The organism is Streptomyces sp. NBRC 109706, assembly GCF_000974485.1.
GTDB lineage: Bacteria > Actinomycetota > Actinomycetes > Streptomycetales > Streptomycetaceae > Streptomyces.
The window spans coordinates 97,151-112,065 of the sequence record NZ_BBOM01000012.1 but is presented as its reverse complement, the minus strand read 5'-3'; the positions used below and the strand labels follow the sequence as shown (position 1 = coordinate 112,065).

At 71.2% G+C, this 14,915-nt stretch carries 14 protein-coding genes; 10 read left to right on the top strand and 4 right to left on the bottom strand.

The window, feature by feature from the left end; all coding sequences use genetic code 11:
• The first annotated feature begins 12 nt into the window (after positions 1–12).
• From AOM46_RS27885 to AOM46_RS35670, 4 genes are all read left to right on the top strand, one after another.
• A complete protein-coding gene (locus tag AOM46_RS27885) occupies positions 13–801 on the top strand; it encodes an ABC transporter ATP-binding protein (protein WP_067226647.1) in 789 nt (262 codons plus the stop codon).
• On the top strand, positions 798–3,368 hold the full coding sequence (locus AOM46_RS27880) for an ABC transporter permease (protein ID WP_062216461.1): 2,571 nt from the start codon (positions 798–800) through the stop codon (positions 3,366–3,368). Before AOM46_RS27885 ends, AOM46_RS27880 begins: the two co-directional genes overlap by 4 nt.
• 148 nt (positions 3,369–3,516) lie before the next feature.
• Positions 3,517–4,146, top strand: coding sequence for a helix-turn-helix domain-containing protein (locus tag AOM46_RS27875; RefSeq protein ID WP_062216459.1), 630 nt, complete (start codon positions 3,517–3,519; stop codon positions 4,144–4,146).
• Between the two features lie 34 nt (positions 4,147–4,180).
• Entirely contained in the window at positions 4,181–4,300 is a 120-nt protein-coding gene (locus AOM46_RS35670; RefSeq protein ID WP_234314068.1) for a DUF6126 family protein, read from the top strand.
• 718 nt (positions 4,301–5,018) lie between these two features.
• Here the strand turns inward: AOM46_RS35670 and AOM46_RS27870 are convergent.
• The gene (locus tag AOM46_RS27870) at positions 5,019–6,128 is read right to left on the bottom strand and encodes a LacI family DNA-binding transcriptional regulator (protein WP_062216457.1); all 1,110 of its coding nucleotides are present in this window, start codon (positions 6,126–6,128) and stop codon (positions 5,019–5,021) included.
• 146 nt (positions 6,129–6,274) lie between these two features.
• Here AOM46_RS27870 and AOM46_RS27865 point away from each other — a divergent pair, with 146 nt between their 5' ends.
• The 4 genes from AOM46_RS27865 to AOM46_RS34290 all read left to right on the top strand — a co-directional run bounded on the left by AOM46_RS27865 (position 6,275) and on the right by AOM46_RS34290 (position 11,196).
• The gene (locus AOM46_RS27865; protein WP_078857251.1) at positions 6,275–8,293 is read left to right on the top strand and encodes a cellulase family glycosylhydrolase; all 2,019 of its coding nucleotides are present in this window, start codon (positions 6,275–6,277) and stop codon (positions 8,291–8,293) included.
• Positions 8,294–8,328: 35 nt separating this feature from the next.
• A complete protein-coding gene (manD, locus tag AOM46_RS27860; protein WP_370592773.1) occupies positions 8,329–9,582 on the top strand; it encodes a D-mannonate dehydratase ManD in 1,254 nt (417 codons plus the stop codon).
• Positions 9,583–9,714: 132 nt separating this feature from the next.
• Entirely contained in the window at positions 9,715–10,815 is a 1,101-nt protein-coding gene (locus AOM46_RS27855) for a methyltransferase (RefSeq protein WP_370592772.1), read from the top strand.
• A 240-nt stretch (positions 10,816–11,055) separates the two neighbouring features.
• Positions 11,056–11,196: a hypothetical protein gene (locus AOM46_RS34290; RefSeq protein WP_158920719.1), complete on the top strand. Its 141-nt coding sequence runs from the start codon at positions 11,056–11,058 to the stop codon at positions 11,194–11,196.
• 32 nt (positions 11,197–11,228) lie between these two features.
• Here AOM46_RS34290 and AOM46_RS27850 read toward each other — a convergent pair whose 3' ends face one another.
• Positions 11,229–11,519, bottom strand: a complete 291-nt coding sequence (locus tag AOM46_RS27850) for a helix-turn-helix domain-containing protein (RefSeq protein ID WP_062216456.1) — start codon at positions 11,517–11,519, stop codon at positions 11,229–11,231.
• A gap of 143 nt (positions 11,520–11,662) precedes the next feature.
• On the opposite strand from AOM46_RS27850, the gene AOM46_RS27845 reads away from it, so the two are divergent.
• Entirely contained in the window at positions 11,663–12,613 is a 951-nt protein-coding gene (locus tag AOM46_RS27845) for an NAD(P)-binding domain-containing protein (RefSeq protein ID WP_078857250.1), read from the top strand.
• A gap of 23 nt (positions 12,614–12,636) precedes the next feature.
• Here AOM46_RS27845 and AOM46_RS27840 read toward each other — a convergent pair whose 3' ends face one another.
• Together AOM46_RS27840 and AOM46_RS27835 are read right to left on the bottom strand one after the other, a co-directional pair.
• On the bottom strand, positions 12,637–13,077 hold the full coding sequence (locus AOM46_RS27840; protein WP_062216454.1) for a VOC family protein: 441 nt from the start codon (positions 13,075–13,077) through the stop codon (positions 12,637–12,639).
• Between the two features lie 332 nt (positions 13,078–13,409).
• Positions 13,410–14,063, bottom strand: coding sequence for an HNH endonuclease family protein (locus AOM46_RS27835; RefSeq protein WP_234314064.1), 654 nt, complete (start codon positions 14,061–14,063; stop codon positions 13,410–13,412).
• A gap of 303 nt (positions 14,064–14,366) precedes the next feature.
• Between AOM46_RS27835 and AOM46_RS27830 the strand changes: the two genes are divergently transcribed.
• Positions 14,367–14,846 (top strand): OsmC family protein, encoded by a 480-nt coding sequence (locus AOM46_RS27830; protein WP_062216759.1) that lies wholly within the window; start codon positions 14,367–14,369, stop codon positions 14,844–14,846.
• The last annotated feature ends 69 nt before the right edge of the window (positions 14,847–14,915 follow it).

The following is a 14,915-nucleotide window of genomic DNA, read 5'->3' as shown; positions in this document are numbered from 1 at the left end:
AAGGAGAAACACGTGACGACGGCTGTAGTCAATCCTGCGACCGGGGGCAGCGGAGGGCACTCGGCCGTGGCCGCGCGAGCTGAGAACGTTGTCAAGTCCTACGGCGAGGGCGAGACGCGGGTTGCGGCGTTGGATGGGGTGAGTGTGGATGTGGAGCGGGGGGTGTTCACGGCGATCATGGGCCCTTCGGGGTCGGGCAAGTCGACGTTGATGCACTGTCTGGCCGGTCTGGACACCGTGACCAGCGGGCGGATATGGATCGGGGAGAGCGAGGTCACCGGTCTGAAGGACAAGAAGCTGACCCAGCTGCGGCGGGACCACATCGGGTTCATCTTCCAGGCGTTCAACCTGCTGCCCACGCTCAACGCCATCGAGAACATCACGCTCCCGATGGACATCGCCGGCCGCAAGCCCGACCGTGAGTGGCTGGACCGTGTGGTGGCCACCGTGGGCCTGGGCGAACGCCTCAAGCACCGCCCCAACCAGCTCTCCGGCGGACAGCAGCAGCGCGTCGCCGTCGCCCGCGCCCTGGCCGCCCGCCCCGACATCATCTTCGGCGACGAACCCACCGGAAACCTCGACTCCCGCGCCGGCGCCGAAGTCCTCGACTTCCTGCGCCGCTCCGTCGACGACCTCGGCCAGACCATCGTCATGGTCACCCACGACCCCGTCGCCGCCGCCTACGCCAACCGCATCATCTTCCTCGCCGACGGCCGCGTCGTCGACGAGATGCGCGACCCCACGGCCGACCGCGTCCTGGACCGCATGCGCAACTTCGACGGACAAGGACGCACCTCGTGACCGTCCTCAAAACCTCACTGCGCAGCTTCTATGCCCACAAATGGCGCATGGTCCTCTCGGCCACGGCCATCATCCTCTCCGTCGCCTTTGTCTGCGGCACCCTGGTCTTCACGGCCACCATGAACAACACGTTCTCCAAGCTCTTCGACGTCAGCGCGTCCAACGTGGCCGTCAGCCACGCGGACGCCGACGAGTTCGCCGCCCCGGGCACCGGCACCGGCAAGCCGGACACCATCCCCGGTGAGCTGCAGGAGCAACTGGGCGAGCTGCCGGGCGTCGAGCATGTCAACGGCTCGATCGTCTCGCTGTCCGCGATCGCGATCGACCAGGACAACGAGAGCATCAGCCCGAGTGGCGGCGCCCCGACCATCACCTCCAACTGGAGCGTGATCGACGAGCGGATGATGACCGTCACCGACGGCGCGCCGCCCGAGGGCCCCGACCAGGTGATGGTCGACGCGGACACCGCCGACTCGGCTGACCTCGCCGTCGGCGATCCGCTGCGGCTGCTCAGCGCCTTCGGCGACTTCCCGCTGACCGTCAGCGGCATCGCCAAGTTCGACACCACCAACCCCGGTGCCGCGCTGCTCTACTTGGACACGCCCAGCGCCCGCGAGTACCTGCTCGGCGGCGACCAGGACCTGACCAACATCTATGTGGACTCCGACGGCTCCGTCACCGACGAGGAGCTGAAGGCCAGCGTCACGGCCCTGCTCGGCGACGACACCTACAAGATCCAGACCGCCGAGGAGTATGTCGAGGAGAACAAGGACGCGATCGGCGAGGCGCTGTCGATCTTCGAGTACGTGCTGCTCGGCTTCGCCGGCATCGCGCTGCTCGTCGGGATCTTCCTGATCGTCAACACCTTCTCGATGCTGGTCGCCCAGCGCACCCGCGAGATCGGCCTGATGCGCGCCATCGGCACCAGCCGCCGCCAGGTCAACCGCTCCGTGCTGATCGAGGCCCTGCTGCTCGGCACGGTCGCCTCGCTGATCGGCTTCGGCGTCGGCATCGGGCTCGCCGTCGGGCTGATGTCGCTGATGAGCGCGATCGGCATGAAGCTGAGCACGGACGATCTCACCATCGACCCCTCGGTGCCGATCATCGGTGTGATCCTGGGCATCCTGGTCACCCTGATCGCCGCCTACATACCGGCCCGCAGGGCGGCCAGGATCAGCCCGATGGCCGCGCTCCGCGACGCCGGCATGCCGGGCGACGTCCGCGCCGGCCGGGTGCGTGCCCTGCTGGGCGGCGTGCTGACGGTGGCCGGCCTCGGCTTCCTGGCGCTCACCGGCACGGTGGACAAGGCGTCCGACGGCGGCGGCTTCCTGGGCCTGGGCGTGCTGTTCAGCCTGGTCGGCCTGGTCATCGTCGGACCGTCGCTGGTCGGCCTGGTGGTGCGGGGCATGAGCACCGTGCTGCTGCGCGGCTTCGGCCCGGTCGGCCGGCTCGCCGAACGCAACGCGCTGCGCAACCCGCGCCGCACCGGCGCCACCGCCTCGGCGCTGATGATCGGCCTCGCGCTGGTCGCCGGCCTCTCGGTGATCGGCTCCTCCATGGTCGCCTCGGCCCGCGACCAGATCGACTCCTCGCTCGGCGCCGACTACATCGTCTCCACCTCCACGTTCAGCGAGATCGTGCCCGAGGTGACGGACGCCATCGAGAACGTTCCGGGGCTGGAGCACATCAGCGAGTACCGAGTGATCGAGCTCGATGTGACGCTGCCGTCCGGCGGGTCCCTTGAGGTCGACGCGGCGGCTGTCCCGGAGTCCTTCTCCCGCGATGTGACCATGGAGGCCGTGGAGGGCGACATCCCCGCGGCCTTCGCGCCCGGCTCCATCGCCGTGAGCGAGGGGGACGCCGAGGAGCAGGGCATCGCCCTCGGCGACGAGCTGCAGGTCGCCTTCGACCGCGGCGGCGAGGCCACGCTGACGGTGGCGGCGATCATCAGCGACGGCGAACTGCTCTCCGGCGGCTGGCACTTCGGCCAGGAGACGCTGACGGAGTACGCCCACGAGGTCCCACTCCCGTTCACCCTCTACATCAGCGCCGTGGACGGGCAGGAGGAGGCCGCGCGCGCCGCTCTGGAGACGGCCGTCGAGGCATACCCGCAGATCGAGATCCACGACCAGGCCGAGTTCAAGGAGCTGGTGGAGGGCCAGGTGGGCATGCTGCTCAACATGGTCTACGGGCTGCTGGCGCTGGCGATCATCGTGGCCGTGTTGGGCGTGGTGAACACCCTGGCGCTGTCCGTGGTGGAACGCACCCGGGAGATCGGCCTGATGCGGGCCATCGGCCTCTCCCGCCGCCAGCTGCGCCGGATGATCCGCCTGGAATCCGTGGTGATCGCCCTCTTCGGCGCGCTCCTCGGCCTCGGCCTCGGCCTCGCCTGGGGCGCGGCCGGCCAGCAGCTGCTGGCGCTGGAGGGCATGCCGGTGCTGGAGATCCCGTGGGGCACCATCATCGGCGTCTTCATCGGCTCCGCGGTGGTCGGCCTGCTGGCCGCCCTGCTGCCGGCCTTCCGCGCCGGCCGGATGAACGTGCTGAACGCCATCGCCACCGAGTGACCCTCGGGCCGTGACGGCCAACCACCCCCTCGGGGCCGCGACCCACCCGGGTCGCGGCCCCGAGGCGTTCCCTGCCTGCTTCCGAGCTTTGTTGCCTCTGAGGCAAGAGATTTGCCTCAGAGGCAGCAGCCGTGGCTCAATCAGGAGTATGCCCCCCGGCCCATCGATCCCCTCGGACCCCCCGGCCTCGGCCCCCGCGCGCGAGCTGCCCGTCATCTCGACCCAACTGCGCGAACTGCGCCGCCACGCCGGGCTGACCCTGGAGGCCGCGGCGCGCCGGGCCGAACTGTCGCCCGCACACCTCTCCCGACTGGAGACGGGCCACCGTCAGCCGTCGCTCCCCGTTCTGCTCGGCCTCGCCCGCGTCTACGGCACCACCGTCTCCGGCCTGCTCGGCGAGACCGCGGCCCTCCCCGACCCCGTCATCCGCGCGGGCGACGCCGCACCCCAGGACGTCGGCGGCTGGTCCTACCGCCAGGCCGGCGCCTCCGGCCGCGCCATGCACGCGCTGCGGGTGAGCGTTCCGGCCGGCGGCGGCCAGAGCGATCTGGTGCGGGTGCACCCGGGCGAGGAGTGGCTGCACGTCCTCTCCGGCCGACTGCTGCTCTCCCTCGGCGACGTCGACCACACCCTCGACGCGGGTGACAGCGCCCACTTCGACTCCCTGACCCCGCACCGGATCCGCGCCGCCACCTCCCAGGGCGCCGAACTCCTCTTCGTCCACACGCTGCTGCGCAGCGCCGACGCCGAACTGTGCCTGGGCGAACCCCGCCACTGAGCCGCCGACCCGTTCCGAAGGAGAACCCACCCCCATGGCGAACCCACGCAAGGACACCATCCCCCGCGGCCTGTGGATCCGCGTCCTCCTCTACGGCCTGGTAGGCCACCTCCTGGCCGCCTTCCTCGTCCTTCTCTTCGCCGCCGGCAAATAACCCCACCCCGCCACACGGCCAGACCCCCCGACCCAACCCCCCCAGACGCCAAAGCCCCACCACCCAACAACGTCCCGACACCTGGGCTCCGCGCCAGACCCCGGGTGCCTCCCCCGCCCCCGCCCGCCCGGCGCCGGGGCTCTGCCACCCACGGCCGGCGGTGCCTCCCCCGCCCCCGCCCGCTCAGGGTGCGAGCTTCACCGCCAACGGCCGCCTGGTGCCTGGGCTCCATGTCGGGCCCCCGGTGCTTCCCGCGCCCGCGCCGGCCCGGCTGGGGGAACCCCGTCCCCGCCCCATGGGCGTCAGCGCTCCGCCGCCCACGGCCGACCGCCCGGTGCCGGTGCTCCGTGCCAGGTCCCCGGTGCTTCCTGCGTCCCCGCCTGTCCGGCGTGGTGACTTCACGTCCACCGGTGGTCTGGCGCCGGGGTTCCGTGTCAGGTCCCCGGTGCTTCCCGTGCCCTCGCCTGTCCGGCGTGGTGACTTCACGTCCACCGGTGGTCTGGCGCCGGGGTTCCGTGTCAGGTCCCCGGTGCTTCCCGCGCCCCCGCCCGTCCGGCGTGGGGACTCCGCCCTCGCCCGTCCGGCGTGAGGACTCGGCGTTCAGGCCCCGGTGCCCGAGGGCCCTCGGCGCCGTTCAGGCCCGTCCGGCGTGAGGACTCCGCCCCCGCCCGTCCGGCGTGAGGACTCCGTTCACGCCCGTCCGGGGTGGGGACGCGGTTCACGCCCGTCCGGCGCGAGGACTCCGTGAGGGTGCCGTCGATTCGCGGACGATCAGGGTCGGTGGGCGTACCGGCGGGGCCTCCGCGGTGGCGGATCCGTTAAGGATCGCGAACATCGTGGCCGCGGCCGCGCGGCCGAGTTGGGTGAGGTCCTGGGCGATGGTGGTCAGCCGGGGGTGGACCAACTCCCCGATGGGCAGGTCGTCGTAGCCGATGACGGACAGGTCGCGCGGCACCTCGAAGCCCAGTCGGCGCGCCTCGCTCATGCCGGCCACGGCCATCGTGTCGTTGGCGAAGAGCACGGCCGTCGGTCGGCGTTCCGGCTCCGCGTCGGAGAGCAGTTCCCGCACCGCCCGTACCGCCGCGTCCGCGGTGAAGTCCGAGACCACGATCCGCGCCGGTCGCAACCCCCGTTCCTCCAGGGCGGATTCGAAGATCCGGCGGCGGAACACGGTGTGCACCCGGTCCTCGGGGCCCGAGACATAGGCGATGCGGCGGTGGCCGAGTTCCGCCAGGTGGTCGACGGCCGCTCTGATGCCCGCGTCCTGCTCGCCGCCGGCGCGGACCGAGGGGACGGGGTCGTCCCGCCAGGGCGTGCCGACGAGCACCGCCGGCAGTTCGAGCTGGCGGAGCAGTTCGAACCTGCCGTCGCCGACCCGGCTCTCGGTGAGGATCACCCCGTCGACCCGGCGTTCCTCGGCCAGCCGGCGGTAGGCCCGTTCCTCCGCGCCCGGCTCCTCGCCAACAATATGCAGCAGCAAACCGTAGTCGGCGGGGGCGAGTTCGCTCTCGATGCCGGAGATCAGCACGGAGAAGTGCGGGTCGGTGGCCAGGACGTCGGCCGAGCGCCCTGCGACCATCCCGATGGCCTTGGTCCGCGCGCCACGCAGGGCCACCGCCGTGGCCGACGGCGACCAACGCAGCTTGTCCGCCGCGTCGAGCACCCGTTGCCGGGTGGGGGCCGAGATCCCGGGCCGGTTGTTGACCACCTTGGAGACGGCCGAGACCGAGACGCCGGCCAGGGCGGCGACATCGGAGATCGTCGGCTTGTCGGACCTTCGCCCGCGTCCGGGGTTCTTCTGTGCCGTCAAGCGCTGGACCTGACCCATCGGGAGAACGTCATGAGAAAACGTTGCACGGACTGAGGAGTACCGCATGGTAGCGCGGCAAGTCCGCTCACTCAATCTCTCGACAGCTAGGTAGTAAAACGATATACCTGAGGCCATCAGGCGGCCCCGAGCAGAGGAACCAGGCGATGAGGCGCAACGCGGCCAAGCTCCGCACCACCCCGCAGACCACCAGCGTGCCCGGCGGCGGAAAGGGCGGCGGCGGCCGGGAGGAAGCGGCGGCCACCATCTGGATCGGCGTGAACTACTGGTCCCGCACCGGCGGTCCGCTGATGTGGCGGGACTACCGCCCCGAGGTGGTGGACGAGGAGCTGACGGTGATGCGGGAGCACGGCATCACGCTGACCCGCTCGTTCTTCTTCTGGCCCGATTTCATGCCGGCCGAGAACACCCTCGACCCCGAGATGCTGGCCCATTTCGACGACTTCCTGGACCGACACCAGGCGCAGGGGATGCACACCATCCCCACCTTCATCGTCGGTCACATGTCGGGACAGAACTGGGACCCCGTCTGGCGCGGTGGCCGCGACATCTTCGGCGACCCGTCGTTCGTCGCTCAACAGGAGTGGTACGTCCGCGAGTTGACCGAGCGCTGGAAGGATCATCCGGCGGTCGCCGGCTGGTTGCTCACCAACGAGATCCCCATCTATGGGGACTGGAAGTCCCGTGGCATCGGCACCCTGGATGCCACCACCGTCACCGCCTGGGCGAAGACCCTGGTGAACGCGATCAGGGGGACGGGGGCCCGGCAGCCGGTCTCGATCGGTGACGGCGCCTGGGGCGTGGAGATGACCGGCGCCGACAACGGTTTCCGGGTGCGCGATCTGGAGCCGTTGATCGACTTCCACGGCCCGCATGTCTACCGGATGGAGACGGATCCGGTGCGCCAGCATCTGGGCGCGGCCTTCGTCTGCGAGCTTCTGGACATCGGCGGAAAGCCGGTGATCATGGAGGAGTTCGGCGTGACCTCGGACTATGTCTCCGAGGAGAACGCCGCCCACTACTACCGGCAGATTCTGCACAACACGCTGTTGGCCGGTGCCACCGGCTGGATGCCCTGGAACAACACCGACTACGACGCGCTCTGGGATCAGGAACCGTACAGCCACCATCCCTTCGAGATGCATTTCGGCATCACGGACGACGCCGGGCGTCCCAAGGAGCAGTTGCGCGAGGTCAAGCGGTTCACCGAGCTGCTGGCCCGGGTCGACTTCGGCCGGCTGAACCGCCCGGACACCGAGGTGGCGCTCGTCGTCTCCTCGTTCCTGGAGAAGATGTACCCGTTCACCCAGCCCGAGGACGCGAGCAGCGTGCTGAACCACACCCGGCAGGCGTATGTCGCCGCCCGGGAGGCGGATCTGCCGGTCGGGGTGGCGCGCGAGGCGGACGGGCTGCCGGAGGACTGCGCGCTCTACCTGCTGCCGTCGGCCAAGCAGCTGACCGCAGGCGGCTGGCGCCGTCTGGTCGGGCGGGCGGAGGCCGGCGCCACCGTCTACGCCTCCTATTTCACCGGCGAGCACAGCGTGCAACGCGGGCCCTGGTGGCCGAAGTTGGACGAGACGTTCGGGGTGGTCAAGAAGCTGCGCTACGGACTGACCGAGCCCATCGAGGACGACGAGCTGACGCTCACCTTCCAGCGTGACTTCGGCACCATCAGGGCGGGCGAGCGGCTGACGTTCACCGTCGCCGGCACCGAGAACTCCCGTTCCCACCTGCCGGTCGAGCCGAACGGCGCCGAGGTGGTGGCAACCGACGCGCACGGCCGGCCCGCGCTGCTGCGGCGCCGGCACGGGGCCGGTCAACTGGTGCTGTCCACCTACCCACTTGAGCACATGGCGGCGGTCACTCCCCGGGTCAACCCCGAGCCCACCTGGCGGCTCTACGCGGCGTTGGCCGCCGAGGCCGGGGTGGTGCCCGAGGTGTCGGTGGACGATCCCCGGGTGCTGGTGGGCCGGATGGTGCACGAGGAGGGACGGTCCTATGTGTGGTTCGTCAGCCAGCACGAGGCACCACTCAGCATCACCCCCACCCTGGCTGCCGGCTCCCTACGGGACCTTGAGGGCGAGAAACTGACCACGATCGAACTGCCGACCTATGGTGTGGTGGTGGCCGAGCTCGGGGATGTCGACGACCGTACGACGAGCTGAGCTGGGCATCCGGAGGATTGGGAAGGCGCGAAACCATGCAGACAACCGAGCGGTCGCCGCTGCGGATCGAGTCGGCGGAGACCATTGTCACCAGCCCGGGGCGGAACTTCGTCACGCTGCGGATCACCACGGCCGACGGGCTGACGGGGCTCGGTGACGCGACCCTCAACGGGCGGGAGCTGGCGGTGGAGAGCTATCTCCGCGACCATGTCGTCCCGCTGCTGATCGGCCGAGACGCGGGCCGGATCGAGGACACCTGGCAGTACCTCTACCGGGGCGCCTACTGGCGGCGCGGTCCCGTCACCATGGCCGCGATCGCCGCCGTGGACATGGCGCTGTGGGACATCAAGGCCAAGGCGGCGGGGATGCCGCTCTACCAGCTCCTCGGCGGTGCCTCCCGCACCGGTGCCCTCGCCTACGGCCACGCCTCGGGACGGGACATCCCGGAGCTGTTCGACTCCATCAGGGCCCATCTCGAAGAGGGCTTCCGCGCGATCCGGATACAGACCGGCATCCCCGGTCTCGACTCCGTCTACGGGGTGGCGACCTCGACCGCAGGCGACGGGGAACGCTACGACTACGAGCCCGCCCGCCGCACCGCGCTTCCGGTCCAGGAGAACTGGGACACCCGCGCCTATCTGCGCCATCTGCCGACCGTTTTCGAGGCGGTGCGCAACGAGTTCGGCCCCGAGCTGCCGCTGCTGCACGACGGTCACCACCGGATGACGCCGATCCAGGCCGCCAAGCTGGGCAAGGCCCTGGAGCCCTATGACCTGTTCTGGCTGGAGGACGCCACCCCGGGCGAGGACCAGGCGGCGCTGCGGCTGATCCGTCAGCACACCACCACCCCGCTGGCCATCGGCGAGGTCTTCAACTCCGTGCACGACTACACCACCCTGCTCAGCGAGCGGCTGATCGACTACGTCCGCTCCGCCGTCACCCACACCGGTGGCATCACCGCGATGAAGAAGCTGCTGGACATGGCGGCGGTGTACGGCGCCAAGTCCGGTATCCACGGGCCGACGGACATCTCGCCGGTAGGCATGGCGGCGGCGCTCCATCTGGACATCGCCATCCACAACTTCGGCATCCAGGAGTACATGCGCCACGATCCCCGCACCCTGGAGGTCTTCCGCACCTCCTACACCTTTGTCGACGGCCTGCTGCACCCGGGCGAGAACCCGGGGCTCGGCGTGGAGCTGGACGACGAGGCGGCCGCCGGCTTCCCCTACGCACCCGCCTATCTGCCGGTGAACAGGCTGCTGGACGGGACCGTCCACGACTGGTAGCCGTTCGGTGGCTCCGATGGCGGGGCCGGTGGTCGAACACGACCGCCGGCCCCGCCGCGCTCGGGTCAACACCCTTGACGGGGCAGGGTAGTTAGGTGAGGCTAACCTATCTCTGACGGAGAGGGGTTCCCTGTGGCGGACGTCGAGGACGGCGCGGCCGGTACGGCTGATGCGCCTGGTGTGGGCGACGCGAGCGGTGCGGACGGTGCGGATGCCGAGGCGCGCCGGACGGTGATGCGACTGGTCTTCGGCACCATGGCGGCCCAGACCCTGGGCGCCGCTGCCCGGCTGGGCGTGGTGGATGCCCTGGGCGGGGAGGAGCGCGGCGTCGAGGCGCTGGCCGCCGAATGCGCCGTCCAACCCCGCGCCCTGGTACGGCTGTTGCGCGCCATGGCGGGCCTGGAACTGGTCGAGGAGGTGCGGGCCGGCGTCTTCCGGGCCACGCCCACCGGGCGGGTGCTGTCGGCCGACCACCCCGGCTCGTTCAAGACCATCGCCACCGTCTTCACCGACCCGCTGATGGTCCGCTCCTGGGAGCGCCTCGCCGACAGCGTGCGCACCGGCGAGCCGGCGTTCGACCAGGTCTTCGGCAAGGGTTTCTTCGAGCACCTGGAGGAGCGCCCCGAACTCTCGGCGGCCTTCAACGCCTCCATGAGCGAGGGCACCCGGACCACCGCCGCCGTGCTGCCGGGCGCCTACGACTTCGCCCGCTTCCACACGGTGGTGGACGTGGGCGGCGGCGACGGCACCCTGCTGGCCGCCGTGCTCCGCGCCCACCCCGCCCTGCGGGGCGTCGTCCATGACACACCGCGCGGGCTGGCCCAGGCGCCGGCCACGATGGAACGGGCCGGAGTGGCGAGCCGCTGCTCCGTGGTGACCGGCGACTTCTTCGCCTCGGTGCCGGCGGGCGGCGACCTCTATCTCCTCAAGAGCGTCCTCCACGACTGGGACGACGACCGCGCCGCCACCCTGCTCGGCAACTGCCGGCAGGTGCTGCCCCCCGACGGCCGGGTGCTGCTCGTCGAGCCCGTGCTGCCGCCCCTCGCCCGGCCGGGCGAGGCGGGCTGGTATCTGAGCGACCTCAACATGCTGGTGAACCTCGGGGGCCTGGAGCGCACCAGGGCGGACTTCGAGGCGCTGCTCGCCCGCGCCGGCTTCCGGCTCTCCAGCCTGGCCCAACTCCCCGCGCCCAGCGCCTTCTCCCTGATCGAGGCCGCGCCGGCGGCGGGGTGAGCCAACGGCGGCGCCCGGACCCCACCGCCGCCCGGCCGGCGAGCCGGGGGAGGCGCGGCTCCGGGGCCGGCTACCCCCGCCCCCGGCCCTTGACCGTGTCCCGCCAGCGGGGAGGTAACGTTGAGTGTCATGGTTGTGACGGGACGCGCAACCCGGGCTCGACATGGGAGTGGGATGGGCCACGCTGGGGACGACTGCGGGGGGCCGCACCGGCAGTGTCAGGCATGCAACGGACAGAGCGTGGAGATCCGCGAGACGCTCTATATCGCGGAGTCGGGGCAGGCCCAGGGGGTGGCCGCCCCACACGGCTGCTGGCACTGTTGCGGGCGCGGCTACTACTGCGCCGCGGCCCCGCGCTGCGTGTTCCCCCGGGCCGGGTAGCCCGGCCGGGGCGCCGCCGGCGGCGGGCCGCCTCAGCGGTGCGGCGCCCCGCCCAGGACATGCTCCTGCCCCCAGTCGCCGAGCGGCGCCAGCGCCGCGTTGAGACTGCGCCCCAGCGGGGTGAGCGAGTAGACGACATGCGGCGGCACCTCGCCCCGATCCTCGCGATGGACGATGCCGTCGCCCTCCAACTCCCGCAGATGCGAGGCGAGAACCTTCTCCGTGACGCCGGGGACGGCACGCCGCAGCTCGCCGAACCGGCAGGGGCGCTCGTCCAGCGCCCAGAGGATCAGCACCTTCCACTTGCCACCGATGACATCCATCGCGGCATCGATGCCGCAGGAGTACCGGGGGCGCGGTGTGGTCGTCAAGGACAGCCCTCCTAGCTGCTCGCTCACCCGGAGGTAAGCACCCACTCCGAAGTGCGTACTTGTCCATCCTCCCAGCCAGGACAAGCCTGACTGCCATGACGAACAGCGCCACCAGCCGCTTCATTTCCCGGACCACCCCCTCATCGGCCGCCGCCCCCTTCTCCGCCGACTCATCGGCCGCCACCCCCGGCTCGCTCTCGCTGCTGGGGCTCGGCGCCATGGGCACCGCCCTCGCCCGGGCCTGGCTGCGCGCCGGGCATCCCCTGACTGTGTGGAACCGGACGCCGGCGCGAGCCGAGGCGCTGGCCGCCGAGGGCGCCGTCGTCGCGGCCGGCGCCGCCGAGGCCGTCGCCGCCAACGACCTCGTGGTGCTCTGCCTGTTGGACGACGCCTCCGTGGGCGAGACCCTGGCGGGCGCCGATCTGGTCGGCCGCGATCTGGTGAACCTCACCACCGGCACCCCGGCCGAGGGCCGCGCCCGCGCCGCCTGGGCCGAGGAGCGGCAGGCCCGCTTCCTGGACGGCGGCATCATGGCGACCCCGCCCATGATCGGGGTGCCGGAGTCCGGTGGCTATGTCTTCTACAGCGGCTCCGCCGACCTCTTCGAGGCCCACCGCCCGACGCTCACCGCACCGACCGGCGCCCGCTATGTCGGCTCGGACGCCGGCTACGCCGCGCTGCACGATGTGGCGCTGCTGAGCGCGATGGACGGCATGTTCGCCGGGATCACCCATGCGTTCGCGCTGATCAGCGGCGAGGACATCGCGCCGACGGAGTTCGCGGGGACGCTGACGGAATGGCTGCTGGCGATGGCGCCGGCGGCACACGCCACCGCGAAGCAGCTGGAGAGCGGCGTATACGAGACCGATGTGCCGTCGAATCTGGCGATGCAGTCGGCCGGCAATGCCACGCTGCTCCGCACCGCCGAGCAACAGGGCGTCAGCACCGAGCTGTTGGCCCCCTTCGCCGCGCTGATGGCGCGGGGCGTGGCGGCGGGCCAGGGCGACGGGGACGGCGCCCAGCTCGTCGAACTGCTGCGGAGCTGACCGCGCGCTCATGGCCACCAGCCCTACTCCGCACCGAGATCGGGCACGGAGAGGGAGCCGTCCGGGGAGAGCGGGAAGGCCGGGTTGTGCGCGATCTCCCACGCGTGGCCGTCCGGATCGGTGAAGGAGCCGGCGTATCCGCCGTAGAAGGTGGGCGCCGCCGGGCTGGTGATCCGGGCCCCGGCCGCCTCGGCCGCGGCCAGCGCCTCGTCCACCTCCGAGGAGGAGCGGACATTGTGGGCCAGGCCGATGCCGCCGAACCCGCCGGCCGGCACCGGAGTGTCCGAAAGGCCGTTGTCCGCGGCCGCCTTGGCGCGGCTCCACAGCACCACGGCCATCCCCCCGGCCTGGAAGAAGACCGTCTCCTCCGCCTCCTGGCCGCGCCAACCGAGGCTCTCGTAGAACGAACGGGCGCGGGCCACATCGGCCACGCCCAGGGTGATCAGACTGAGTCGCTGTTCCATGCCGAGAAGATTACCGTGAGCTACTGACAGTCACCCTCTGTCGCTTTCCCGTAAAGGGGGGGCGGGCGGGCCGCGTCGACAACTGCCTCCCGGCGGCGCTCGACGGCGTGCCCGAGGCCGGGCGCTCGCCTCCTCGGCCGACGGCCCGTCGGACGCGCCTGCCCGCCGGCCTCCGAGCCGGGCGAACGGGCCGTCACCACCGCCTGCCCGCCGGCCCACCGCCGGCGCGCCCGGGCGCCAGCCCCGGGCGCGCCGACAGCGGCCTCGTTCAACAGCCCGCGCGTTCGACAGCGGCCTCGTTCAACAGCCCGCGTGATCGGAAATCGCCGCGCTCAGCAGCCGTTGAGGATGCCGCTCAGCGCGCTCTTCTCCGCCGAGTCGACCGAGAGCCCGTAGTAGTGCTTCACCTGCACCCAGGCCCGGGCGTAGGTGCAGTGGTAGGCGGTGCGGGGCGGCAGCCACTCGGCCGGGTCCTTGTCGCCCTTCGACTGGTTGACGTTGTCGGTGACCGCCAGCAGCTGCGGCCGGGTGAGGTCGTTGGCGAACGCCTCGCGTCGGGCGGTGGTCCAGGAGCCGGCCCCGGAGTCCCATGCCTCGGCCAGCGGCACCAGGTGGTCGATGTCCACGTCGGACGCGGCGGTCCAGGTGGCGCCGTCGTAGGGGGAGTACCAACTGCCGCTGGTCGCCGCGCAGCTGGGGTTCGTCACCACATTGGTGCCGTCCCGCTTGAGGATGACCTCGCGCGTGTTGCAGTTGTTGCCCTGGTTGCTCCAGTGCGGGAAGAGGTCGCGGTTGTAGCCGGAGCGGTCCTCGGTGGCGACCGTCAGCTGGGAGAGGTAGGTGCGCGCGGTGGACGCGGCGATGGGGGTGGGGAGGGCGGCCTGTGCCGAGGGGCCGGTGAACAGGGCCGCCAGGGATATCAGTCCGGTCAGCGCGGCCAACAGGGAAAGTCGGCCACGCGCGTAGATGCTGGAGGTGCGGAGCACGGGAACTCCCTTGGTGTGGGGGTGGTTTCGGCTCGGCGGAGCCGTTCGGCAAACGGCTCCAAGGGTGCCGCCCGAACGTTTCTGCACGGCATGCCACAGGTTACAAGCTGAGGGCATGGACACGTCAGGCTTGCGGCGGTGGAACATCGTTCGCGCCGCCCGGAGTTGTGTGGATGTGGCGTCGGAGGCGGAGGCGATGTGCACAGGCTGTGGACGGCGTCCCGCGCGGGGCCACGGCTCCGGGGCAGACTTGGCCCTCGGCGAGAGCCGCGACGGATGTGCTGACTCGAGGAGGTCGTGGAGATGCGGGAACCGCGCGAACACCGGTACCGGGTGGACGTCAGCTGGACGGGCAACACGGGGGAGGGAACGGCCGGCTACCGGGGGTTCGCTCGCGACCATCAGGTGGTCGTCGCCGGAAAGCCGGTGATCGAGGGCAGCGCCGATCCGGCGTTCGTCGGCGACCCGACGCGGTGGAATCCGGAGGAGCTGCTGGTGGGCTCGCTCTCCCAGTGCCACATGCTGACCTATCTGGCGCTCTGCTCGCTGAAGCGGGTCAGGGTGCTGGAGTACCGGGACGCGGCCGAGGGCACCATGCGGGAGACGGCGGGGCGCGGCGAGTTCACCGAGGTGCGCCTGCGTCCGGTGGTGGCGGTGGCCGAGCCCGGCATGATCGATCTGGCCACCGCGCTGCACGAGGACGCCAACCGCGACTGCTTCATCGCCCGCTCGGTCAACTTTCCGGTGCGGCATCTGCCCACCGTCACCGTGGCCGGGAGCTGATCACCCGCCGGCACGCGTACCCTGGAAGACCCCCGGCCCGCGACGCGTGCCGGGTGCTTCGCGTTGCCC

Coding starts and splice junctions, on each gene's coding strand:
- AOM46_RS27875 (WP_062216459.1), top strand. CDS start 3,517: ATGCCCCCCGGCCCATCGATCCCCTCGGACCCCCCGGCCTCGGCCCCC.
- AOM46_RS35670 (WP_234314068.1), top strand. CDS start 4,181: ATGGCGAACCCACGCAAGGACACCATCCCCCGCGGCCTGTGGATCCGC.
- AOM46_RS27870 (WP_062216457.1), bottom strand. CDS start 6,128: ATGGGTCAGGTCCAGCGCTTGACGGCACAGAAGAACCCCGGACGCGGG.
- AOM46_RS27865 (WP_078857251.1), top strand. CDS start 6,275: ATGAGGCGCAACGCGGCCAAGCTCCGCACCACCCCGCAGACCACCAGC.
- manD (WP_370592773.1), top strand. CDS start 8,329: ATGCAGACAACCGAGCGGTCGCCGCTGCGGATCGAGTCGGCGGAGACC.
- AOM46_RS27850 (WP_062216456.1), bottom strand. CDS start 11,519: ATGGATGTCATCGGTGGCAAGTGGAAGGTGCTGATCCTCTGGGCGCTG.
- AOM46_RS27845 (WP_078857250.1), top strand. CDS start 11,663: ATGACGAACAGCGCCACCAGCCGCTTCATTTCCCGGACCACCCCCTCA.
- AOM46_RS27840 (WP_062216454.1), bottom strand. CDS start 13,077: ATGGAACAGCGACTCAGTCTGATCACCCTGGGCGTGGCCGATGTGGCC.
- AOM46_RS27830 (WP_062216759.1), top strand. CDS start 14,367: ATGCGGGAACCGCGCGAACACCGGTACCGGGTGGACGTCAGCTGGACG.